Annotated in this window: 26 protein-coding genes and 2 pseudogenes; 18 read left to right on the forward strand and 10 right to left on the reverse strand. The window is 42.2% G+C overall.

Annotation, left to right across the window (positions count from 1 at the left end; translation table 11 throughout):
• The 5 genes and pseudogenes from BO26_RS15050 to BO26_RS15070 all read left to right on the forward strand — a co-directional run.
• Positions 1–1764, forward strand: a 1764-nt coding sequence (locus BO26_RS15050; RefSeq protein ID WP_036772764.1) for a lipase family protein, incomplete at its 5' end; no start/stop codon positions are given.
• The gene (locus BO26_RS15055) at positions 1761–2498 is read left to right on the forward strand and encodes a hypothetical protein (protein WP_036772766.1); all 738 of its coding nucleotides are present in this window, start codon (positions 1761–1763) and stop codon (positions 2496–2498) included. The genes BO26_RS15050 and BO26_RS15055, both read left to right, overlap by 4 nt.
• An 80-nt stretch (positions 2499–2578) precedes the next feature.
• A pseudogene (locus tag BO26_RS15060) lies at positions 2579–3020 on the forward strand (hypothetical protein); the annotation flags it as partial.
• Positions 3007–3198, forward strand: a complete 192-nt coding sequence (locus BO26_RS15065; protein ID WP_036772770.1) for a hypothetical protein — start codon at positions 3007–3009, stop codon at positions 3196–3198. The pseudogene BO26_RS15060 and the gene BO26_RS15065, both read left to right, overlap by 14 nt.
• A gap of 168 nt (positions 3199–3366) precedes the next feature.
• Entirely contained in the window at positions 3367–3930 is a 564-nt protein-coding gene (locus tag BO26_RS15070; RefSeq protein ID WP_036772773.1) for a VOC family protein, read from the forward strand.
• Between the two features lie 15 nt (positions 3931–3945).
• On the opposite strand, the gene BO26_RS15075 is transcribed toward BO26_RS15070, so the two are convergent.
• Both BO26_RS15075 and BO26_RS15080 read right to left on the reverse strand, forming a co-directional pair.
• Positions 3946–4260 carry a helix-turn-helix domain-containing protein gene (locus BO26_RS15075; RefSeq protein ID WP_036772775.1) on the reverse strand — a complete coding sequence of 105 codons (315 nt, stop codon included), beginning with the start codon at positions 4258–4260 and terminating at the stop codon, positions 3946–3948.
• Positions 4261–4596: a hypothetical protein gene (locus BO26_RS15080; RefSeq protein ID WP_036772777.1), complete on the reverse strand. Its 336-nt coding sequence runs from the start codon at positions 4594–4596 to the stop codon at positions 4261–4263.
• A 44-nt stretch (positions 4597–4640) separates the two neighbouring features.
• Here BO26_RS15080 and BO26_RS22275 point away from each other — a divergent pair, with 44 nt between their 5' ends.
• Positions 4641–4778: a VOC family protein gene (locus tag BO26_RS22275; RefSeq protein WP_081861917.1), complete on the forward strand. Its 138-nt coding sequence runs from the start codon at positions 4641–4643 to the stop codon at positions 4776–4778.
• A 163-nt stretch (positions 4779–4941) separates the two neighbouring features.
• Positions 4942–5688: a copper homeostasis protein CutC gene (gene cutC / locus BO26_RS15085; RefSeq protein WP_036772778.1), complete on the forward strand. Its 747-nt coding sequence runs from the start codon at positions 4942–4944 to the stop codon at positions 5686–5688.
• 55 nt (positions 5689–5743) lie between these two features.
• Here cutC and cmoB read toward each other — a convergent pair whose 3' ends face one another.
• Complete coding sequence (cmoB, locus tag BO26_RS15090) at positions 5744–6715, reverse strand: tRNA 5-methoxyuridine(34)/uridine 5-oxyacetic acid(34) synthase CmoB (RefSeq protein ID WP_036772781.1); 972 nt, start codon at positions 6713–6715, stop codon at positions 5744–5746.
• On the reverse strand, positions 6712–7470 hold the full coding sequence (cmoA, locus tag BO26_RS15095) for a carboxy-S-adenosyl-L-methionine synthase CmoA (protein WP_036772818.1): 759 nt from the start codon (positions 7468–7470) through the stop codon (positions 6712–6714). The genes cmoB and cmoA overlap by 4 nt, the downstream gene beginning before the upstream one ends.
• 194 nt (positions 7471–7664) lie before the next feature.
• Here cmoA and BO26_RS15100 point away from each other — a divergent pair, with 194 nt between their 5' ends.
• Both BO26_RS15100 and BO26_RS15105 read left to right on the forward strand, forming a co-directional pair.
• Positions 7665–7916, forward strand: coding sequence for a type II toxin-antitoxin system Phd/YefM family antitoxin (locus BO26_RS15100; protein ID WP_036772782.1), 252 nt, complete (start codon positions 7665–7667; stop codon positions 7914–7916).
• A pseudogene (locus BO26_RS15105) lies at positions 7906–8183 on the forward strand (type II toxin-antitoxin system RelE family toxin). The gene BO26_RS15100 and the pseudogene BO26_RS15105 overlap by 11 nt, the downstream one beginning before the upstream one ends.
• Before the next feature lie 118 nt (positions 8184–8301).
• Here the strand turns inward: BO26_RS15105 and BO26_RS15110 are convergent.
• On the reverse strand, positions 8302–8700 hold the full coding sequence (locus BO26_RS15110) for an MAPEG family protein (RefSeq protein ID WP_036772785.1): 399 nt from the start codon (positions 8698–8700) through the stop codon (positions 8302–8304).
• Between the two features lie 274 nt (positions 8701–8974).
• On the opposite strand from BO26_RS15110, the gene aspS reads away from it, so the two are divergent.
• From aspS to ruvB, 6 genes are all read left to right on the forward strand, one after another.
• Positions 8975–10747: an aspartate--tRNA ligase gene (aspS, locus tag BO26_RS15115; RefSeq protein WP_036772786.1), complete on the forward strand. Its 1773-nt coding sequence runs from the start codon at positions 8975–8977 to the stop codon at positions 10745–10747.
• Positions 10747–11184, forward strand: coding sequence for a dihydroneopterin triphosphate diphosphatase (gene nudB, locus BO26_RS15120; protein ID WP_036772789.1), 438 nt, complete (start codon positions 10747–10749; stop codon positions 11182–11184). The genes aspS and nudB overlap by 1 nt, the downstream gene beginning before the upstream one ends.
• A 57-nt stretch (positions 11185–11241) precedes the next feature.
• Entirely contained in the window at positions 11242–11985 is a 744-nt protein-coding gene (locus BO26_RS15125; protein WP_036772790.1) for a YebC/PmpR family DNA-binding transcriptional regulator, read from the forward strand.
• Positions 11986–12089: 104 nt separating this feature from the next.
• Positions 12090–12611: a crossover junction endodeoxyribonuclease RuvC gene (ruvC, locus tag BO26_RS15130; protein ID WP_036772793.1), complete on the forward strand. Its 522-nt coding sequence runs from the start codon at positions 12090–12092 to the stop codon at positions 12609–12611.
• Positions 12612–12689: 78 nt separating this feature from the next.
• Positions 12690–13307, forward strand: coding sequence for a Holliday junction branch migration protein RuvA (gene ruvA, locus BO26_RS15135; protein WP_036772794.1), 618 nt, complete (start codon positions 12690–12692; stop codon positions 13305–13307).
• Between the two features lie 13 nt (positions 13308–13320).
• Positions 13321–14328: a Holliday junction branch migration DNA helicase RuvB gene (gene ruvB, locus BO26_RS15140; RefSeq protein ID WP_036772796.1), complete on the forward strand. Its 1008-nt coding sequence runs from the start codon at positions 13321–13323 to the stop codon at positions 14326–14328.
• Positions 14329–14456: 128 nt separating this feature from the next.
• Here ruvB and znuB read toward each other — a convergent pair whose 3' ends face one another.
• Positions 14457–15242: a zinc ABC transporter permease subunit ZnuB gene (znuB, locus tag BO26_RS15145; protein ID WP_036772797.1), complete on the reverse strand. Its 786-nt coding sequence runs from the start codon at positions 15240–15242 to the stop codon at positions 14457–14459.
• Positions 15235–15999 carry a zinc ABC transporter ATP-binding protein ZnuC gene (znuC, locus tag BO26_RS15150; RefSeq protein ID WP_036772798.1) on the reverse strand — a complete coding sequence of 255 codons (765 nt, stop codon included), beginning with the start codon at positions 15997–15999 and terminating at the stop codon, positions 15235–15237. Before znuC ends, znuB begins: the two co-directional genes overlap by 8 nt.
• Positions 16000–16075: 76 nt before the next feature.
• Between znuC and znuA the strand changes: the two genes are divergently transcribed.
• The 3 genes from znuA (at position 16076) to lpxM (ending at position 19480) form a co-directional block, all read left to right on the forward strand.
• Positions 16076–17029 carry a zinc ABC transporter substrate-binding protein ZnuA gene (znuA, locus tag BO26_RS15155; RefSeq protein ID WP_036772800.1) on the forward strand — a complete coding sequence of 318 codons (954 nt, stop codon included), beginning with the start codon at positions 16076–16078 and terminating at the stop codon, positions 17027–17029.
• A gap of 20 nt (positions 17030–17049) precedes the next feature.
• Positions 17050–18360, forward strand: coding sequence for a murein DD-endopeptidase MepM (mepM, locus tag BO26_RS15160; RefSeq protein ID WP_036772801.1), 1311 nt, complete (start codon positions 17050–17052; stop codon positions 18358–18360).
• A 151-nt stretch (positions 18361–18511) separates the two neighbouring features.
• The gene (gene lpxM / locus BO26_RS15165; RefSeq protein ID WP_036772803.1) at positions 18512–19480 is read left to right on the forward strand and encodes a lauroyl-Kdo(2)-lipid IV(A) myristoyltransferase; all 969 of its coding nucleotides are present in this window, start codon (positions 18512–18514) and stop codon (positions 19478–19480) included.
• Between the two features lie 131 nt (positions 19481–19611).
• Here lpxM and darE read toward each other — a convergent pair whose 3' ends face one another.
• The 3 genes from darE to darC form a co-directional block, all read right to left on the reverse strand.
• Entirely contained in the window at positions 19612–20901 is a 1290-nt protein-coding gene (darE, locus tag BO26_RS15170) for a darobactin maturation radical SAM/SPASM protein DarE (protein WP_036772804.1), read from the reverse strand.
• A gap of 145 nt (positions 20902–21046) precedes the next feature.
• Entirely contained in the window at positions 21047–21709 is a 663-nt protein-coding gene (gene darD, locus BO26_RS15175) for a darobactin export ABC transporter ATP-binding protein (protein WP_036772806.1), read from the reverse strand.
• A 1-nt stretch (position 21710) separates the two neighbouring features.
• Positions 21711–22964, reverse strand: coding sequence for a darobactin export ABC transporter periplasmic adaptor subunit (darC, locus tag BO26_RS15180; RefSeq protein WP_036772808.1), 1254 nt, complete (start codon positions 22962–22964; stop codon positions 21711–21713).
• Position 22965 lies beyond the last annotated feature (1 nt).

The raw sequence follows: 22965 nt of genomic DNA on the forward strand, positions 1-22965 counted from the left end.
AGAGGACTACCGAATCATGTGCGCCGTGGGAGGACAGATGGTTTCGGGGTACTCCGGGAAGAAGATCTGTCAGCTTATCCCGTGAAATTGTATATCCATGCCCAATCGCTGGCGGATGAGATGGAACAACGGCCATTGCGAGCAATACGGGGAGAAGAGGCGTCGGTGGTGAAACCAAAAGCAGAAGCCGAAGGCCATCAATATCGCTATGTGACTATCGGGCAGATTAGTGATGGGTTGCCAGTGATTGAAGGGTGGGACCCCAAAGATATCCCACCGCCTTATCATTTTCCTGATCCGGAGCCAAAAGGCTATCAGGTTCATCCGTTAAATCAGCGGTATGTGTTGGAAGTGTGTCCGTTTCGGGCCTGGGTTTTGCTGTTGCATCATCAGAAAGAGTATTCCATTGTCAATGCCTATAACCAATGTTTGATGAGCGTGCTGGCTTATGCCGATGGGGATGTTAATGTTGAAGGATCTGTGACTCACTTTTTTAACCGGCAAATGGTGGATATTTCGAAGTTGCCTTATAAGGTAGAGACATTATCGGTCCCTCCTATTGTTTACAGTGTGCCATTTAGTGAACGTTATACCCGGGTGGAGTTTATTGATTCATCAAATGTTGATGGTGTAGGGGGTAATACTCAGCTGTTTTATGTAGCCAACCCGTATGATGTAGTTGTGAGTTGGAAGGGGACGGCCAGCATGACGGATGCCCTTACAGATGCGACGTACCAGCCTTTGGGGTTAGGTTGTGATGAGAAGACATTGTGCAGTGAGTTTATTCACCATGGCAAAGTACATGCAGGGTTCTGGGAGGCATTTAGTCTGGTTGGCAAGTTAAGAGTTTCCAGTGATAAAAGTAAAGCAGTATTCGGTGACATTATTGCATTAGCTCAAAAACGAAGGTTATTTATCTGTGGCCACAGCTTGGGCGGTGCACTGGCATTACTGCACAGTGCACAACTGAAAGAATATGATCCGTGTTTTTATAGCTACGGAATGCCGCGAGTGTTAACTGTCAGTGCGATACGGGAATTGGCAGATATCACCCATTACCGCCATGTCAATGAAGATGACCCTATCCCTTCTTTGCCGCCAGAAAAAAATCTGGATAACTGGCTGTATGATTGCTGGGGGCCGCTAGGCTATTTGTTTAGTCCGGTTGAATTATTAGATTTTACCAGCAGTGGTGAAATTTTCTTGCATCATGGGAAAATAGTGCACTTTTGTAAAATTAATCTGGTCATTGAATGGTTGGAAGAACGTAATCCTAGCAATCATATGCGTCTCAGAACGACCTTGCCCACTAAAACAAAACTGTATTTAATTCCGTCATTAAACCGTGAAACGGAAAATAATCTGAAGGATGCAGGGGAGATTCAGAAGGGATTTTTTAAGCAGGTAAACGATGAGGATAAGGCCAAATGGTTTCCGTCACATGAAAATCCAACTTTAAAAGATGCCCTGGGCTTCCCTGACCACAGCTCACTAAAATATGCCCGCTATATTGGTGCTCGATTAGCAGAACTGGTTGCACCGGAGAAATACCATTTCTTCCGAGATCAGGAACAATTATTTGAAAAAACGTTGAATGAACGGACTGATATTGTTTCAGATATTCGGCAACGCGATACATTATTTTTACAGATGGATCACCAGTTGAAACAAGCTTTGATTTGTACTCAACAGGATAAACAAGGCCCATTGGCTTTAATACATTATGCGGGTAATGCTATAGGGATCGAGGAAGATTTATCATGATAAATATCAAAAAATACTTATTAGTCTTGTTTGTCACATTAATATCAGGCTGTGCTGACCCAGATGCCCCACTTTCCCCTCCCAAAGAGAATCAGTGGATCACCGTAGAAGGGGTAGCACCCAAATACACAAAACCCTATGTATCTGCTGTGTATATATCAAAAGACTGTCTTAAATCTCAGTGGCATGCTGATATGTCGTCTTATAAGGTGCCGACCCATCACGGATTACGTCTGGATGTGAAGGCTAATCCACAAACCGGTTACTTTCAGGCGAAATTACCTTTTAATGGTGGCGGTCGGTGCAAATGGAAAATCAACCAAGTTTTTGTGACGGTGGGCTATACTGATGTCCGTCGTCTGGTTAAAGATGCCACCCAGTATCCAGGGGCAGAAGGAACAGGTTTAACCGTATTTATTAAAGATGCGGCGACAACAGACAATGAAACCGCTGCATTGAATACTCTGGATTATAGTCCGATTATTTACCCTGTTTTGGAAATGGTCAACAAATTCCCCAAAAGAATATTCTTGCAAGGTGAGGTAGCACAACGTTTCTTTACTCTGAGATTAACTCCAGGAGCGGAATGGAGAATTACCTATAAACCTAAATTGGATGAAACCAAGATGCCTAAAATTATTATCCCACCGGGTAAAGAACCTTCAAGAGTTGAATATCCTGATGGCAGAGTTGATTTAAACAGAGATTCCATTGATTACTGGAAAATAAAGTGATGTCACGAAGGTTATATGTTATATCACCAGTTTATCTAACTGCCAACGCGAGAACACTGTGATCAAAAGGAACTGTCAGTATGAAAATATTGAAAACAACGTTGCTCTTATTATTTCTCTCTTTTATTTACTGGGCGTTTGGCAATACCTTTTTTAACTGGCTTTTTCCCTTTTCATCTGCCGGGAAGGGGCCGTTAATTACCGTAGAAGGGGTTGCGCCGAAATACACCAAACCCTATGTATTTGCGCAGTATATCTCAAAAGATTGTCTTAGATATCAGTTGGATGCGGGTATGTCACCTTATAAGGTGCCAACTTATAACGGATTGCGCCTGGATGTGAAGGCAGACCCACAAACCGGTTATTTTCAGGCGAAATTACCTTTTAGTGGCGGGGGCTGGTGCAAATGGAAAATCAACCGGCCCTTTGTGACGGTTAGTTATACCGATTAAACATCTGGTAAAGGATGCAGTGCCGTATTCGTCAACAGGTTTAATCGCATTTATCAATGATGCAGCCCAGTGATATATGGGAAAACCACGGAAAATTAGCTGAAAAACTGGAGGAGCTAGAGGGACGGTTAGTGGAAGGGATTATTAATTGGCTAAAAGTGCGTTTAGAAAATAGAGGTGATGTTAGCAACCTGACCTGTGCAGATTATTTGCAGATGCTCGATGAACAATATACGACCGCTGGATAGCGCATGAATCTTGCGAATTCATAGAGTTTATTGAGAGCGTGCTAAATTTCAATTTGCTATAAATTGAGAGTATCATTCGGGGCTTGAATAGCGGTAAGTCTTTGGAACTCTTAGACGGTTAGAGGCCAAGGGAAGGGTACCAATCTATAGCATTGTAACTGGGATAATATGACTCATTTTTCTTCCATTGTTGAATTACAGGATTTAGTGGCTGATCTGGCCATATTTGCGCAAAAATTGGCGCGGTTTAAACAGCGGCTTAATTTGAATGTTGCGCAATATCAAGCCGATCATATTTCTTTACGTTGTCATGACATATCTGTAGCGGAACGCTGGCATAAAGGTTTTTTGCAATGTGGCAGTCTGATGTCAGAAAATATTATTAATGGGCGTTCGATTTACCTGTTTGATTTAGCGCAGCCAATCGCGGTGCTTAATTGGCAAATTGATTGTGTTGAATTGCCCTATCCGGGTAAGAAAATTTACCCGCATCAGGGCTGGGAACATGTAGAACTGGTGTTGCCTGTGGCTCCCGAAATATTATCAGCAACAGCAAAGGCGTTATTACCGCAACCTTTGCCGACAGGTTTTTCTGTTAAACAGAGTCAGCCCAAAGGGGAGCAAGAACGGCTGCCTAATCCTACCTTAGCGATTACTGATGGTGAAATCACCGTCAAGTTTCACCCATTTACATTGCGTGAGATTGTTAAAAGTGAATTCTTGTCCACATGAATTAAAGTGATATCGTTATGTGAGGCTGGCAAGGAATTCTAGTGCCTGCGGGTGGCGCTCCACCATTTTAATCAGTAACACAGCCTGTTTATTTGGTTTGGCCCGTCCCTGTTCCCAGTTTTGGTATGTTGTTTCACCAGTATGCAGGTACTGGGCAAAAACAGCCTGAGAAATATTCAGTTTACTCCGGATGGATTTCAACTCATCTGGATTGATGGTGATATCATTTTTTAACACTCTCTTGTGTGTTTTCAATGTGAGTTTGCCTTTATTAGCTTCCTCCCAAGCTTTCATTCCTTCATTGAGTTCTGCAAATAGATCACGGCTCATTTATGTCCCCTTTTTTCTCATTTCTAACATTTGACGTAAAGATTCGCGTTGCTCTTTAGTCAAATCTGACATTTCATCTTTATCGTAGATAGTGAAAAGCATGAATTGCGATTCAGATACCCACCAATAGTAAATTACCCGAATACCGCTCCGTTTCCCTTTTTTCCTTCGCGAATCAGTAAAACGTACCTTACGTAATCCGCCAGTGTGTTGGATAACGTCTCCTACTGTTGGATCTTTCAACAGCATATTTTGGAAGGCTCGAAACTCCTCATCACTTAGGTAGTTATGGCGGTAACGTTCAAAGGGTGGTAGTTCAATAAATATCGCTTCCATCGTTTATCCATCTGTCCCCAACTTGAATATAATATACACCCAAGTTGGGGATAGTTAAACAGAGTCAGCCTAAAGGGGAGCAAGAACGGTTGCCTAATCCTACCTTAGCGATTTCTAATAATGAGATCTCTGTCAAATTTCACCCATTTACATTGCGTGAAATGATTAAAAATGAGTACTAGTCAGCAAAAGTAACTTTTTCATCCCTACGATTCAGAGAAAAATTCTGACCTTGTGATTTCCTACAAATCATTGGAAATAGTTAAATGTCATAGTTAGTGAATTGATTTATTGAATCGTTTAGATTCACTGCTTGCTAATGACGTGGTGTTTAAGGAACTTCTGATGACAAAGTTAGAAATTTGTTGTTTTAGCGTAGGTTGTGCATTGATCGCGCAACAGGCCGGGGCTGACCGGATAGAGCTGTGTGCCAGTCCGGCGGAAGGAGGATTAACACCGAGTTCTGGTACATTAAAGCAGGCGATTGAGCAATTAAGTATTCCTGTACACCCCATTGTACGTCCAAGAGGGGGAGACTTTTGTTACGGCCACTCAGATTTTGAGGTGATGAAAAGTGATGTCGCTCAGATCCGTGATATGGGATTTGTAGGTGTTGTTTTTGGCATATTGAATGAAGAAGGACATATTGATTTGCCACGTATGCAGCAATTGATGGCATTGTCTGGCGATATGGCTGTCACTTTTCACCGTGCATTTGATATGTGCTTTAATCCTTATGTGGCGTTGGACCAGCTAACGCAGCTTGGTGTTGAGCGAATCTTGACTTCCGGTCAGCAACAAAATGCTGAATTGGGATTGCCATTATTAAAAGAGCTTCATCAAGCCAGTCAAGGGCCGATTATTATGGCGGGTGCCGGTGTTCGTCTGAGTAATATCCATAAATTTACTGATATAGGGCTAACGGAAGTTCACAGCTCAGCAGGTCGGATTATGCCTTCTACCATGACCTACCGCAAAGCAGGAGTGACGATGAGTGCGGATAGTGAAGCGGATGAGTTCTCACATTATTGTGTTGATGGTGGGGCAGTAGAGGTGATGAAGGGGATGTTGAGCCTAACTCTATTTGAATAAATCCTACCGTTAAGTAAATTTGAGAACTGACCCTGTTGAGCCAGTTCTTAAATTATCAGGGCTTGCGGGCAATTAATACCGCACGCAGAGGCGCTGGATAACCTTCAATAGTTTTACTGTTGTCTGCAGGATCAAGAAAATCAGATAATGATTCTGTTTTCATCCATGCAGTACGGCGTTGTTCTTCCGTGGTTGTAACAGCCTGATCAACAATTCTTACATCGACAAAACTGCACTTTTCCAGCCAGACTTTCAGCATCTTTGCCGATGGAATGAAATAAACATTACGCATTTGGGCGTAGCGTTCGCCAGGGATTAAGCAGGTATTTTCATCGCCTTCAACCACCAGACTTTCCAGTACTAATTCGCCATCGGATACCAGTTGGTTTTTCAATTGCCAGAGGTGATCGAGAGGGGAACGGCGGTGATAGAGAACACCCATCGAAAAAACCGTATCGAAAGCGGTCAAAGCCGGTAACTGTTCAATGCCTAAAGGCAAAAGGTGAGCACGTTGGTCGCAGCCCAGTAACTTTCTGACAGCCTCAAATTGACAGAGAAAAAGCTGAGTCGGATCGATACCTACGGCAAGTTCAGCACCTTCACCCACCATACGCCATAGGTGATAACCACTGCCGCAGCCAACATCAAGAATTGTTCGGCCTGTTAATGGGGAAATATGGGGCAGCACCCGCTCCCATTTCCAGTCTGAACGCCATTCGGTATCAATATTCACGCCATAAAGAGAAAATGGCCCTTTGCGCCATGGCATGAATACTCGCAATATATTGGTAATACAAGTTTCTTCACCTTCAGATAGAGCGGGATCGCGTTCTGCGATCACACCATTTTTCAGGTCTAATTTGGTCGGTGAAATTTCTGGCAGGTTTTCCAGGGTTTTTACCCACGATTTAAAACTGCCGTGCAGGGCGGCCTTTTGCCACTCATCCAGTTGAGCCGGCAAGCAATTAAGCCAGTGTTTAAGATCATTTTTCGCAATAAGTTGATAAAAATTACTGAAATCGATCATTGACTGGCTCCTTTTATCGCCAGTAATGAGCCGAAGTTAAAGCACTGAAACCAGACTTCAACATGTTCAAAACCAGATTGATAGAGGCGGGATTTATGTGTTTCGACAGAATCGGTCAACATCACATTTTCAAGCATACTGCGTTTCTGACTGATTTCCAGTTCGCTGTATCCGTTAGCACGCTTAAAATCGTGATGCATATTAAACAGTAATTCGCCAATCTGTTGATCTTCAAAGCTGAATTTCTCTGATAAGACCAGAACGCCACCGGGACGTAATCCCTGATGAATCCGATTAAGTAAACTTTGCCTATTTTGCGGGTTGAGGAATTGCAAGGTGAAATTCAGCACGACCATAGAAGCATTCTGGATGTTGATATCAAGAATGTCAGCTTCAATGACTTCAACAGGTGTTTGTGCGCGGAAAGCATCAAGATGGCGACGACAGCGTTCTACCATTGCGGGGGAATTATCAACTGCGATGATTTTACAGTTTTCCGCTGTAATATTGCGGCGCATTGCCAAGGTTGATGCGCCAAGAGAGCAACCCAGGTCGTAAATTTGACTGTTTGATGTCACGAAACGACTGGCCAGCATACCAATCATAGAAACGATATTTGAATAACCTGGCACAGAACGTTGGATCATATCAGGGAAAACTTCAGCAACCCGTTCATCGAAACTCCAGTCACCTAAATTGGCAATAGGCGCTGCAAACAGGCTATCCCTTTGATTGTGGGGATCTTGATTTGACATAACAGCATTGATTATCAGAAAAAATAGAAGGCGGCATTCTAACAGATGTAAAGCTTGACCTTGAACCAATTTTCTCTTTCTTTAATGGTCAGTTAGCATAGGGGATCTTCTGATTTATATAAAAAAGTGAAGACGCATTGAAAAGCACTTTTAAATGACCTATTGTTTGCTTACATAAAAGCGCGAGGTGGTGTATGGCATATCAGATCTTAACAAATTTAGCGGCAAGTATTACCGATTTGAAACGTAACCCAATGGGGACCTATTTGCAGGGAGAAGGTGAGGCTGTCGCAATACTTAATCGGAATGAACCTGCGTTTTATTGTGTGCCGCCTGAGTTATTCGCCTACTATCAGGAACTGGCTGAGGATGCCGCACTAAATAGAATTGCGGATGAACGTTTAAAAGATGCTGAATTTGTCAGTGTGAACCTCGATGAGCTATAGCCTACAATTTGAAAAGCGGGCCTTAAAAGAGTGGAAGAAGTTAGCTAATCCAGTTAAGGAACAGCTAAAAAACTGGTTGAACGTTTAGAAAACCCTCATGTGCCGTCAGCAAAGTTAAGTGGGCGAGCTAACCGATACAAAATTAAATTGCGGTCTTCTGGCTACCGTTTGGTTTATGAAGTGAATGATAGCAAGATTATTTTGCTGGTAATTGTTATTGGTAAACGGGCCGGAAATGCAGTTTATACCCTCGCCAATGAGTGGTAAAAAAACATAACACTGACTCGCTTGCATATCAACGCTGGAAAGTCTGCCTCATATGGAACAGCGGCGGTTGGAGTAATAGGCAGCAGAACTTGCTGCCTGTCAAATAATGCCGAAAATATCAGACATAAAGAGAAAATATCTGCTCCCAAGGTAAGTAGTAAATATTAGCCATGATCATTAGTACCATTGAAAGATAGGTTGCTACCATGCCTGAACGTCGCCAGCGGAACTCGCGGTGGTGCAGGCCATAATAATGTAACAATCTTCCGATGAGTAGGATCAAACCACAAACATGTATCATCCACACATTTGAACCATTCATCTCCATTATGACCAGTAATAACATAGAGATAGGAATATATTCCACGGCGTTGCCATGGATACGGATAGCTGTTTGTAATTCGTAGAAGCCGCCGTCTCCATATGAGACACGATATTGTGTCCTTAATTTAACCACATCAAAAGACAGCTTAATCAATAATAGTGCGCCCAACACAACATAAAGCGAGCTAACCATTTTTAACTCCATTGCCTAACCGAAATTGGCCAATTAAGTAATGATAAACCGCAAAAATAAAACTGTCGCTATAAAAAAATAGTCATTGAAAATAAATTGTCTGATTATCAGACAGCAAGGAAATTGTATAAGCAAGGATATTGCCTGCCCTTATCTCTGAGCAGAATTTCTATTATAATAGCGGCCTTTTTTGACCGTTCTGAATTTTTGAAGTTCAAGAACGATGCCAAAGTTTCCGCAGCAACAGCACAACAGCCGAGTAAAAGGATATTGTATGCGTACTGATTATTGTGGGCAGTTGAATCTGACCCATGAAGGCCAAAAGGTGACTCTTTGTGGTTGGGTAAACCGCCGCCGTGATCTGGGTGGACTGATTTTTATTGATATGCGTGATCGTGAAGGTATCGTTCAAGTATTTTTTGACCCGGATCAGCAAGTAGCATTCTCTCTGGCTTCTGAACTGCGCAATGAATTCTGTATTCAAATCACAGGTACTGTACGCGCTCGTCCTGACAGTCAAATCAATAAAGATATGGCTACCGGTGAAATCGAGGTTTTTGCGGAAAGCCTGAATATCATCAACCGTTCCGAACCTCTACCATTGGACAGCAATCAGATTAACAGTGAAGAGCAGCGTCTGAAATATCGCTATATTGATCTGCGCCGTCCTGAAATGGCAAATCGCTTAAAAACTCGCGCTAAAATTACCAGTTTTGTTCGCCGTTTCATGGACAGTCAGGATTTCCTGGATATCGAAACCCCGATGCTGACTAAAGCGACCCCGGAAGGTGCGCGTGACTATTTGGTACCAAGCCGTGTTCATAAAGGCAAATTTTATGCATTGCCTCAGTCTCCGCAATTATTTAAGCAATTGCTGATGATGTCCGGTTTTGACCGCTATTATCAGATTGTTAAATGTTTCCGTGATGAAGATTTGCGCGCAGACCGCCAGCCAGAATTCACCCAGATCGACGTGGAAACTTCCTTTATGACTGCCGAGCAGGTAAGGGAAATCATGGAAAAAATGATCCGCGAACTGTGGCTTGAAATTAAAGGCGTTGATCTGGGGCATTTCCCGATCATGACTTTCGCAGAGGCGATGCGCCGTTTCGGTTCAGATAAACCGGATCTGCGTAACCCACTAGAATTGGTCGACGTTGCTGATCTGGTTAAGAATGTGGAATTCAGCGTTTTTGCTGAACCGGCAAATGATAGTAAAGGCCGTGTCGCGGTGATTCGGGTACCAAGTGGTGCTGAACTGAGCCGTAAACAAATTGATGAATATGGCAAATTCGTTGGAATTTATGGCGCTAAGGGGTTGGCGTGGATAAAAGTTAATGAGCGGGCTGCGGGCCTGGAAGGGGTACAAAGTCCGATAGCCAAATTCCTCAATGCAGAAGTGATTGAAGGTCTGCTTTCTCGTACTGGCGCACAGGATGGTGATATCCTGTTCTTTGGTGCTGGCAGTGCAAAAGTGGTCACTGATGCGTTAGGGGCGTTGCGTCTGAAACTGGGTCGTGACCTAAATCTGACGAAATTGGATAGTTGGCAACCGTTGTGGGTAATCGATTTCCCAATGTTCGAAGATAATGAAGAAGGTGGTCTGAGTGCAATGCATCATCCATTTACTTCACCGCGTAATATGTCAGCAGAGGAATTGGTGCAAGATCCGGTTTCAGCGATTGCTAATGCTTACGATATGGTGATCAATGGCTATGAAGTAGGGGGCGGCTCTGTGCGTATTCACCGTAATGAAATGCAACAAGCTGTGTTCCGCATTTTGGGTATCAATGAGCAGGAACAGCAGGAAAAATTTGGCTTCCTGTTGGATGCACTGAAATTTGGCACGCCACCACACGCAGGTTTGGCGTTTGGCCTTGACCGTCTGGTGATGTTGCTGACAGGTACTGACAACATCCGTGATGTCATCGCGTTCCCTAAAACAACGGCTGCCGCTTGTTTGATGACTGAAGCACCAAGCTATGCCAATACAGCGGCACTTGAAGAGCTGTCAATCTCGGTGGTTGCTAGGAAAGAGAGTGAATAATGACTTATAAGCGCCCTGAGTCTGTTCTGGTGGTTATTTATGCATTTTCCAACAGACGGGTGCTAATGTTACAGCGGCGTGATGATCCTGATTTCTGGCAGTCTGTGACAGGCAGCCTTGACGGAAATGAAACGCCGCGTGAGACGGCATTGCGTGAAGTGCAAGAGGAAGTTGGTATTGATATCGTAGGTGAAAATCTCGAATTGATAGATTGCCAACGTTCCATTTATTTTGAGATTTTTACCCACTTGCGCCATCGCTATGCTCCGGGAATCACGCGTAATAAAGAGTACTGGTTCTGTCTGGCATTGCCTGAAGAACGTGAACTCCTGTTGACTGAACACCAGGCTTATCAGTGGCTGGAAGCGGATAAAGCGGCAAAGCTCACTAAGTCATGGAGCAATCAGCAGGCGATTGAAGAATTTGTTATTGATTAATAACCTATTGAAAGTAGGTTTGAGTCTATATGAATAGATATTTTATCGGAGAACCTTATGGCAGGTCATAGTAAATGGGCCAACACCAAACACCGTAAAGCCGCACAGGATGCGAAACGCGGTAAGATTTTCACCAAAATTATCCGTGAGTTGGTAACGGCTGCTCGTTTAGGTGGTGGCGATCCTGCATCTAACCCACGCCTGCGTGCGGCAGTTGATAAAGCGCTGTCCAACAACATGACCCGCGATACTTTGAACCGTGCTATCGCTCGCGGTGTTGGCAACGATGAAGCGGATAACATGGAAACCATCATTTATGAAGGTTATGGTCCAGGCGGTACTGCGGTGATGGTTGAGTGTTTGAGTGATAACCGTAACCGTACTGTTTCCGACGTTCGTCATGCTTTTACCAAAACTGGTGGTAATCTGGGAACTGATGGTTCTGTTGCGTATCTGTTCACCAAGAAAGGGGTGATTTCTTATGCTCCGGGGCTGGATGAAGATGCGGTTATGGAAGCAGCATTGGAAGCGGGTGCGGATGATGTAGAAACTTATGATGATGGCGCTATTGATGTTTACACGACACCAGAAACTTTTGGTGATGTGAAAGATGCGTTGGATGCAGCAGGTTTTGTTGCTGAATCAGCAGAAGTTTCAATGATTCCTTCGACTAAAGCTGAATTGGATGCGGAAACCGCGCCTAAGTTACTACGTCTGATCGACATGCTGGAAGATTCAGACGATGTACAAGAGGTTTACCATAATGGTGAAATCTCTGATGAAGTTGCGGCTTTGCTGTAATTTCAATCGGGTTGTACAGCGTAGAGAAAGTGTGCTGTTGTTCAGGGCACTTTCTCTAACGTTTTTATCCCCTTTATTGATGGAGTAAAGGCGAATAAACAGATATGGCGATCATCTTAGGTATCGACCCAGGTTCTCGTGTCACGGGTTATGGTGTGATCCGTCAGCAAGGGCGCCATCTGATTTATCTTGGCAGTGGTTGTATCCGTACCAAAATTGATGATCTACCGAGCCGATTACAGCGCATTTATGCCGGTATTACTGAAATTATTACGCAATTCCAACCGGATGCTTTCGCTATCGAACAAGTATTTATGGCGAAAAACCCGGATTCAGCTTTGAAATTAGGACAGGCACGTGGGGTTGCCATTCTTGCTGCGGTTAATCAATCTGTACCGGTTTTTGAATATGCCGCCCGACAGGTGAAACAAACTGTTGTTGGAACTGGAGCTGCTGAAAAAAGTCAGATTCAACATATGGTACGTTCTATGCTGAAATTGTCTGCTAATCCGCAATCGGATGCGGCAGATGCATTGGCGATTGCGATAACCCATTGTCATTTTAATCAGAATCTTTTGCGTGTTGGTGACCCAAGATTAATTCTGGCACGTGGACGTTTAAAGTAATGGCTGGATATGCATCCAGCCTTTTTTATGTTATAAGCATTAGTAGAATAATCAGTTTTATTTTCAGGGGGTAAACAAGTGATAGGGCGTCTCAGAGGAATTGTGCTGGAGAAACAACCACCGTTAGTTTTATTGGAAACGAATGGTGTGGGTTATGAAGTGCATATGCCGATGACCTGTTTTTATGAATTGCCTGATATCGGACAGGAAACGGTCTTGTTTACTCACTTTGTGGTGCGTGAAGATGCGCAATTACTTTATGGTTTTAATGATAAGCAAGAGCGGGCGCTGTTCCGTGAATTAATTAAAGTCAATGGCGTAGGGCCTAAATTGGCACTGGCGATTCTTTCCGGCATGTCTGCGCCGCAATTTGTTTCTGCGATTGAGCAAGAGGCGATTGCTTCTCTGGTTAAACTGCCTGGTGTGGGCAAGAAAACCGCTGAACGATTGGTAGTTGAAATGAAAGATCGTTTTAAAGGGCTTAATGGCGATTTGTTCAATCAGAACAGTGACATTAATCTGCCAGCTACAGCTAAACAGACTACTTCGGATGCTGATATAGAAACAGAAGCCGCTGCTGCATTAGTTTCTCTGGGCTATAAACCACAGGAAGCGAGCCGAATGGTAAGTAAGGTTGCTAAACCGGGGGCAGATTGTGAAACACTTATCCGCGAAGCACTTCGCGCGGTTCTTTAGTTAGGGGTAAGCCATGATTGAAGCTGACCGTCTGGTTTCTGCGGAAGTTTTGCAAGACGATGAAGCCATTGACCGGGCTATCAGACCTAAATTGTTGTCTGAATATGTTGGGCAACCGCAAGTCTGTGAGCAGATGGAAATTTTTATTCAGGCTGCCAGGCAGCGGGGTGATGCTCTTGACCATCTGCTGATTTTTGGCCCGCCGGGATTAGGGAAAACCACGCTAGCGAATATTGTTGCTAATGAGATGGGCGTTAATCTTCGCACAACTTCTGGCCCTGTTTTGGAAAAGGCGGGTGATCTGGCGGCAATGTTGACGAACCTTGAACCTCACGATGTGCTGTTTATTGATGAAATCCACCGTTTGTCTCCGGTAGTGGAAGAGATTCTCTATCCGGCGATGGAGGACTATCAACTGGATATTATGATTGGTGAAGGGCCTGCCGCTCGTTCGATAAAAATTGACTTGCCACCTTTTACCTTGATTGGCGCTACTACCCGCGCAGGCTCGCTAACCTCACCACTGCGTGATCGTTTTGGTATTGTGCAGCGTCTTGAATTTTATAACGTGGATGATTTGCAAAGTATTGTCTCCCGCAGCGCTCGTTTTATGGGGGTTGATATTACTAACGATGGTGCGCGGCAGGTTGCTATGCGTTCTCGTGGAACGCCGCGCATTACAAACCGTTTATTACGTCGGGTGCGTGATTTTGCTCAGGTAAAAGGGAATGGTGCTATTGATGTTGATATTGCTACCAGGGCGCTAGATATGCTGAGTGTAGACTCTGCGGGTTTTGATTATTTGGATCGTAAGTTACTGATTGCCATCATTGATAAATTTATGGGGGGGCCGGTTGGAGTGGATAACCTTGCTGCTGCCATAGGCGAAGAGCGGGAAACCATTGAGGATGTGTTAGAACCGTTCCTGATCCAGCAAGGTTTTATTCAGCGTACTTCTCGTGGACGAATTGCTACCAATCATGCTTATCGTCATTTTGGTATGGTTAAAGATCAAGAATAATGGGACCAGAAACGCCTTATAGGAGCATCCCATTCCTGTTTTTCTTTTAAAAGCCAGCAGTGATCGGGGGGAGTGATTGCCGCCAACAAAGCGGCAACTTGAAAGATAACGGGTATAAGTGCAGTAGATTAGTTTCTTGCTTTACTGATCAGGCTGATAATAAATAATACCGCAGAGCACAGAACAACAGAAGGCCCGGCTGGGGTGTCGTAAAAGGCAGAAAAAGTTAATCCGCCAGTGACGGCGACAATACCTGTTGCAATAGCGATACCTGCCATTTGCTCAGGTGTACGGGCAAAACGGCGGGCCGTAGCGGCTGGAATAATCAGCAGGGAGGTAATAATCAGAGCGCCGACAAACTTCATTGCCAGGCCAATGGTTAACGCAGTTACCAGCATTAACAGCACTCTTAACCGCTGTATTTTGATACCATCGACGAACGCCATTTCTTGGCTAACGGTCATCGAAAGCAGGGCGTTCCACTGCCAAAACAGCAATGTGATAACAATAGCGACACCGATCACAATCAGCCAAATATCTGCATAAGTGACTGACAGTAAGTCACCAAACAGATAAGCCATCAAATCAACTCGTACATTAGACATTAAACTGACAACCACTAATCCTAATGACAGTGCGCTGTGGGCCATGATCCCCAATAAAGTATCGATTGCCAGCTGAGGGCGTTTTTCCAGCCAGACCAGAATGATTGCTAATATTAATGTGACAGCGATAACCGCGTAAAAAGGATTAATATTTAGCAATAATCCGAAAGCAACGCCTAATAATGAGGCATGAGCCAGGGTATCGCCAAAGTAAGACATTCTGCGCCAGACAACAAATGAGCCTAATGGCCCAGCAGCAATGGCTAATAATATTCCTGCCAGCCAACCGGGAAGTAATAATTCAAGCATCAGTGGCACATTCCCTGCTATTTTCCAAAATAATTTCCCCTTTCAGATCATGATGATGATTATGCTGATGTCGATATACTGCTAATTGTTTGGCGCCATGGTGACCAAACATAGCGATAAATTCAGGGTGAATAGAAACGACGTCAGGTGTACCTGAACAGCAAATGTGTTGATTAAGACATAAAACTTCGTCTGTTTTCGCCATCACCAGATGCAAATCATGGGAGACCATCAGTACAGCACAATTCAATTCAGTTCTGATTTGATTGATTAAATCATAGAGCGCTAATTGGCCATTAACATCGACTCCTTGTGTTGGTTCATCAAGCACTAATAACTGGGGTTTATTTAATAGCGCTCTGGCTAATAAAACCCGTTGGCTTTCTCCGCCGGATAATTTTTGCATAGGTTGCTGCAAGAGATGAGCAGCTTTGACGCGCTCAAGTGCTGGCAAGAGATCGGCAGATTTCACACTGGGTTTCAACATCATAAAGCGTTTGACTGTGAGTGGCAGGGTGGGGTCAAGATGCAACTTCTGTGGAACATAGCCGATTCTTAACCCATCGGTGCGTTCAATGGTACCGAATGATGGCTCAATAAGTCCCAGAACAACACGAACTAATGTTGATTTACCGGCACCATTAGGCCCTAACAAAGTCAGGATATTCCCTTGTTGTAAGCCAAGGGAAATATTGTTTAGTACCTGATGATTGCCAAAGGTAACGGCAACATTTTTTAAAGCGATAAGTGTAGACATGCTAAATATATCTTGCGTGAACATTGAGATGTTATAATATAACAATTCTTGCTTCTGTCCACGAGATATTTACATTATGTTACACAAATCATATAAACTGACGCATAAATTTTTCTGCAAAGCAGCGATTGCTACTGTTTTAATATCGGCAACAATACAATCAGCCAGTGCTGATGTCGTAACATCAATTCGCCCGTTGGGTTTTATTGCTGCTGCAATAACAGATGGGATCACTGATACACAGGTACTGTTACCTGATGGTGCATCACCGCATGATTATGCATTGAAACCGTCTGATCTTAAGAAAATTAATCAGGCAGATTTAGTTGTGTGGGTTGGCCCTGAGATGGAAGTTTTTTTGTCTAAACCGTTAGCCAAAGTTCCACAGGATAAACAGCTGGCTTTAGCACAATTGCCGACGATTAAACCATTATTGCTGAAAAATGATGAAGATTTACATGAACCGGATCAGCATAAACATGAAGACGGCGACGGTCATGAACATCATTCTCATGGCGAATATAATATGCATATCTGGCTGTCGCCAAAAATAGTGAAACAGGCCGCTCAGGCGATTCATGACCAATTACTGATACACTATCCGAATAAAAAAGCTGCACTGGACGTAAACCTACGTAAATTCAACGCCCAACTTACGCAAACTGACAAAAATATTGCTAATATTCTTAAATCGGTGCGTGGTAAGGGGTATTTTGTTTTTCACGATGCTTATGGCTATTTCGAACAGCATTATGGCCTGACTCCACTAGGGCATTTTACGATTAACCCTGAAATACAACCTGGCGCACAAAAGTTACATCACATACGAACACAATTGGTTGAGCAAAAAGCAACCTGTATTTTTGCTGAGCCACAATTCAGGCCGACCGTTATAAATGTTGTCGCGAAGGATACGGGGGTGCGTATGGGCACTTTAGACCCGTTAGGAAGCCGCATTGTATTGGATAAGGACAGCTATATGAAATTTATAACTCAGTTGTCAGAACAGTACGCAGGTTGCCTGAATTAGAGTAATAAGGAATTCTATTAGTGCAACAGATAGTTAAAACTATCGTTCTGGTGTATAGGGAGTTACCGCGACCGCATAAGATTATGCTTGGTTCGTTGACTGCAGCAACATTGGTTGTCACGATGTGGCAGCCAATTGCTTATCATCATGAACAAAAAGAAATTACAACGGGTAGCATTGCTATCAATACTTCCGCAGCAAATACCGATGAAATTATTGCGGATAGTAATGAGCAATTGCCGGATGAAGGAATTCCTGATGAGGAAACCAATTCGGAAGCGACCGCACAAACTCCGCATGAATATATTGTCTCTGACGGTGACACGCTCAGCAGTATTCTGACTCAATTTGGTATCGACTCTTCTGATGTGGCATTACTGGCTAATCAACACCGTGTGTTACGGGGGCTTAATATCGGACAGCCATTGTCATGGACAGTAAATGAAGCGGGTGACTTGCAAAGTCTGACTTGGGATGTTTCCCGTCGAGAAACCCGCATTTATACCCGTGAAGGCAATGTGTTTAAAGAAACGAAAGAATTTCAGAAAGGGGAATGGAAAAACAGCGTTATTGTAGGTGTTGTTGATAATAACTTTACCAGCAGTGCTTTAGATGCGGGCTTAACCAGTAGTGAAGCACGTGAAGTCACCAAGGCACTGCAATGGCAAATAGATTTGCGTAAATTGCGCAAAGGCGATCGTTTCTCTGTATTACTTTCCCGAGAAATATTGGATGGTCGCAGTGAACAAAGTCAGTTACTTGGTGTTCGTCTAAATAGCGGTGGTAAAGATTATTATGCAATTCGTGCGGAAGACGGTCGTTTTTATGATCGAGAAGCGTCTGGTCTTGAACGCGGCTTTTTGCGTTTTCCAACAACTAAACAATTCCGCGTCTCTTCCCAATTTAATCCTCGGCGTGTGAATCCGGTGACTGGTCGGGTTGCGCCACATAAAGGTGTAGATTTTGCTATGCCGGTGGGAACACCGGTTTTAGCGGTAGGTGATGGTGAGGTTATTGTCGCTAAATATAATGGGGCAGCAGGTAACTTTATTGCTATCCGTCATGGCCGCCAATATACCACCCGCTATATGCACCTGAGAAAACTATTAGTGAAACCTGGGCAGAAAGTAAAACGCGGTGATCGTATCGCATTGTCCGGTAGTACTGGTCGTTCTACTGGCCCTCATTTGCACTATGAATTCTGGATTAATCAGCAGGCAGTCAATCCATTAACCGCGAAATTGCCGCGTTCTGGTGGTTTGAGTGGTAAAGAGCGCACAGAATTCCTGGCGACGGTGAAAGAGGTGACACCTCAGCTTTTGCTAGATTGAGTTTAACTGATCATAAATAACAGACTTTACAGCGGATGATTGATATCATCCGCTGTCGTTTTGTATTGCAAAACGAGATATGTTGACATTTGTTGATATAAATCTCAGTACTAAAATGGCAAATTATCGTTTTGTTTTAAAGAGTTAGCTCATGCATAAAGAGACAGATACAGACAGTAAAGTGGGGTATGTGCCGACATTTCATAAATCCTACCTGCATCCTCGTTACTGGGGAATATGGGCGGGAGTGGGGATGTTAGCTGGGCTGGCTTACCTCCCGGTTAAACTGCGAGATCCTTTGTTGGCAAAAATAGGCAGGCTAGCTGGCAGGCTTGCAAAAGGGGCACGTCGTAGAGCGAGAATAAACCTGTGTTACTGTATGCCGGGACTGACTGAACAACAGCGCGAAGCATTGATTGATGAAATGTTTTCTACCGCGCCTCAACCTTTTGTCATGCTAGCTGAGCTTTGTTTACGTGGTACAAAATCAACATTCAGCCGGACTCATTGGCATGGTGAAGAGATTATTCTTCAACTGAAAGAGCAGGGGAAAAACGTTATTTTCATGGTTCCTCATGGCTGGGCTGTGGATATTCCTGCGATGTTGTTGGCGGCAGGTGGACAGAAAGTCTCGGCTATGTTTCATCATCAAAGCAACCCAGTATCAGATTATTTGTGGAATAAAGCTCGCTATCACTTTGGTGGTCGTTTACATTCTCGTGATGCTGGAATTAAGCCTTTTATCGCCACTGTTCGCCAGGGTTTCTGGGGATATTACCTTCCTGATCAGGATCATGGTGAAGAACATAGTGAATTTGTTGATTTCTTTGCAACTTATAAAGCAACGTTACCGGCAATTGGGCGATTGATGAAAGTTTGTCGTGCGTCTATTGTTCCCTTATTTCCGGTTTATAATTACCGTACTCACCAGCTTGATATTTATATTCGTCCACCAATGGATGATATTGATGGCAAAGATGATGCTTTTATTGCTCGCCGGATGAATGAAGAATTAGAACAATTAGTGCGACCAAATCCTGAACAATATACCTGGATACTTAAATTACTTAAGACCCGGAAACAGGGTGATATTGAGCCGTATAATAGAGAAGATCTATAATTTTAATCACAAGTCATAATTACAGTTTGAAAATTTAAATTGTACCCCTAATGCTGGATATAATATCCAGTAATTAGGGGGTTTTATGATGAAGCATTTTACTTACACTTAATGAAATATCAGGACAACATTTATGTGGCAATGGTTTGTTTTATTGTCTCTAACAAACCGCCGGTTCCACAGCATGAACCATCATAGTTTGGATTATGCTTCCTGTTAGTCACTCTATCGTGAGGGCATCCGCCATTACATAAATGAAACCATTTGCATTGATACATTTTTTCGTAGGATTCCCTCTCCTCTATAAGATGATTTTTATTTGTACCTGATTTAGTTAATAAATTCCCAAGATCATTATCGATAATTGAACCATAATTATTCCCTTCGGCACCAACATATTTGTCACATGCTGATACAGTACCATTAGGTTCCAGTGTAATGATTTCCTGAGAACAGTTACCAGCCCAATAACAATCTGATATTTTCTTTTGAGATGATTTAATACTGTCAATAAATCCATCAAACAGACGAATATTTATTTTACCTTTGTAACCATCCCACCAAACCCGGAAAACCTTAGAAAGGAAATTGATATAATTATGGTAGGTTATATAACTTCCTCCAGGATCATCACCTGGCTGACACCGGTTATCTGGTACAATATTCAGAAATTCGATATCCGTTAAACCAATTTCGTAAAAATAAGAGAGCATTTTCTCGATATTTGATTCGTAAACATCTCTATCGACGACAACCAATGCACCGTAAGGTATACCATAACTTCTTAATTTCTTCATACCCGCGGCAACTTTATGAGATGTTGGCCTTCCTCGATAATCTAATCTTCTGCTATCGTGTATTTCTGGAATACCGTCAACGCTTATACCGACTCCCATTCCGATACCTTTAAGGAATACCAACCAATCTTCGGGAATATTGACGGCATTGGTTTGTACCGAATTAGTGATAACTTGATCTGGTTTCTTAAATTTCTCCTGCAACCAGATTAATTTCTTAAAATAATTAACATTTAATAAAGTGACTTCACCACCGTGCCAGACGAATTCGAATCGCTTTATATTGGGTATGGATAAGAAACGGTGAATCGAGCGCATCAAGTTAAAAAACGTTAAGGTATTCCCTTTTCCTTCTGCCCAAGAATGACAATAAGTACACCGCAAATTGCAAAGCCTTGTAGCTTTAACGACAACAACCAATTTATTGGCATTGATAATTTCAGGGCTAAATTGTATGCCGATTTCCTCATTATATAGGGCCAGTTCATCATCATCTAATATTTTTTCGGCAGGAATTTCACCAATAATTCTACACGCTAACTGCCTATAATTAACTTTAGGTGCTTTCTTGAGAATCGATGATTCAGCTGAATCTAAATATTTTATTGGGATTATAGTATCCATAACGAACTCCTTTATGTTATTTATACCTGTTATCTTTCAAGTTGCCTCTTTGTTGGCTGCACTCACTCACCCCGGTCACTTAGCGCTCCCGGGGATTCGCTCCCTGGCCGTCGCGATGCATCTCGAAATTCTATTGGGTATATGCTCAAACAAGCAAATGGCCATCCTTCATTGTTAATATTCTGTCAGAAAATGCAGCCGCTTCTACGGAGTGAGTAACCATAACGATGGTTGTGCCGTTTTCATTCAGATCTTTAAGTGAAGATAAAATATTCTGGCCATTTGTGCTGTCCAGATTCCCCGTTGGTTCATCAGCTAATAAAATAGCGGGGTTTGAAATCATTGCTCTGGCGATAGCGACACGTTGCTGTTGCCCGCCAGATAATTGTATCGGCTTATGATTTCCCCGGTTTTCTAATCCAAAATTATTTATTGCATCAAGTACTTTATTTTTTCGCTGTTTTTTAGAAAAACCTCTATATTTCAAAGGTAATTCTATATTTTCGAATACAGTTAGATTGGGTAACAGATTGAATGATTGAAAAATATATCCAATAAATTCTCGTCTAAATGATATTTTCTCGGAATATTTCATCTGCAAAATATTATTATTATTCAGTGTCAATTGACCACTATCGATCTTCTCGAACATGCCAATAACATTCAATAATGTTGATTTACCTGATCCAGAAGCGCCCATTACAGAAATAAATTCGCCTTTATCTATATTGAGATTTATTTCATTCAAAACATTCGTTTGAATGAACTTCGTTTTATATGATTTACAGACATTCATCATGCTAATCATTTTATTCAATCCTTACGGTATCATTATTAACCAATCTATTCTTACCAAAGCTAACTATTATTTGCCCTTCAGTAATACCATTTTTTATCTCAATATCAGAGCCATTATCCTGACCAATAGAGACTTGAACACGTTGGGCAACTTTCTTTTCTGAATGGTAAACAAATACATAGTTCTTATTATCAATAGAAAACACCATAGATGAAGGTACAGAGAATATTTTCCTATCTTCATCAAGTTTAATGATGACATCAACTGATTGGCCTCGCTTGAAGTCAAGTGCTTTTTTATCTTCCAGCTCAAATCTGACTTTGAAAGTTCCATTATTCACCTCAGATGAAATCAATTTTACAGATAAAGGTGTTTTTCCATTTTTATAGACTAGATTAGCAGATGAGTTGTAGGTTATTTTGTTTAAGTAATATTCGTTGATCTCTGATTCAAAATAAAAACTTGATAAATCATCAACAATGGCTATTTTATCGCCGGGCTTTAACCGTTGACCTAAAATTAAATCTAATGAACTTATATTACCTGCTATAGGTGATTTTATTGAAAGTTGTTCAAAACCATTCTCAATGATTTCAGCGAGTCTTCTTTGTTTTTCAACAAATTCGTCTATCTCTTTTAACTGTTTTGATATGTCACGATCTTTATCATTTTTCAGTTTTTTGTAAAATAGATAAACTCCATGCCAATAGTCTTTTTTGATCTTCAAATCAGAAATAGTTTCTTTTGAAACATAATCTTTATTTACCAGGTTATTATATCTCCTTAATTTATCTTCAGCTTCTTTTAATTCTTTTGACGCTTCTAAGAATCTGTTATTAATATCTCTATAATCAGATTGCAAGTTTATTCTGATGTTGATCAAGTTATTTAATTTATCGGTAACGTCTGCTAACATAGCAGAATTATTCAATGTGAAATTAAAATTAGATAATTTGACTATTTCCTCTTCCTTTAAGACATTTTGTGATGGTTTTTTCATTATATCAGTAACAATTCCGCCGATCTCTGTTGAGATCGATACACTTTTATTGGGAACAACAACGGCTCTTGTTTTTAGAATATCACTATCTATTTTGCTGCTGACACGAAATTTTCTGACCTCATTTTCATTCACGGAAACTTCTTTAGATGAAATAGCATAATAAGCAATAAATACGACAAATGAAATAAAGGCAATGAAGAAAATAAGAATTAATAATTTCTCTTTATTGTGTATGCTTTTCTTTCTAATTTCTATATCCATG

The organism is Photorhabdus australis DSM 17609, assembly GCF_000711895.1.
Lineage (GTDB): Bacteria > Pseudomonadota > Gammaproteobacteria > Enterobacterales > Enterobacteriaceae > Photorhabdus > Photorhabdus australis.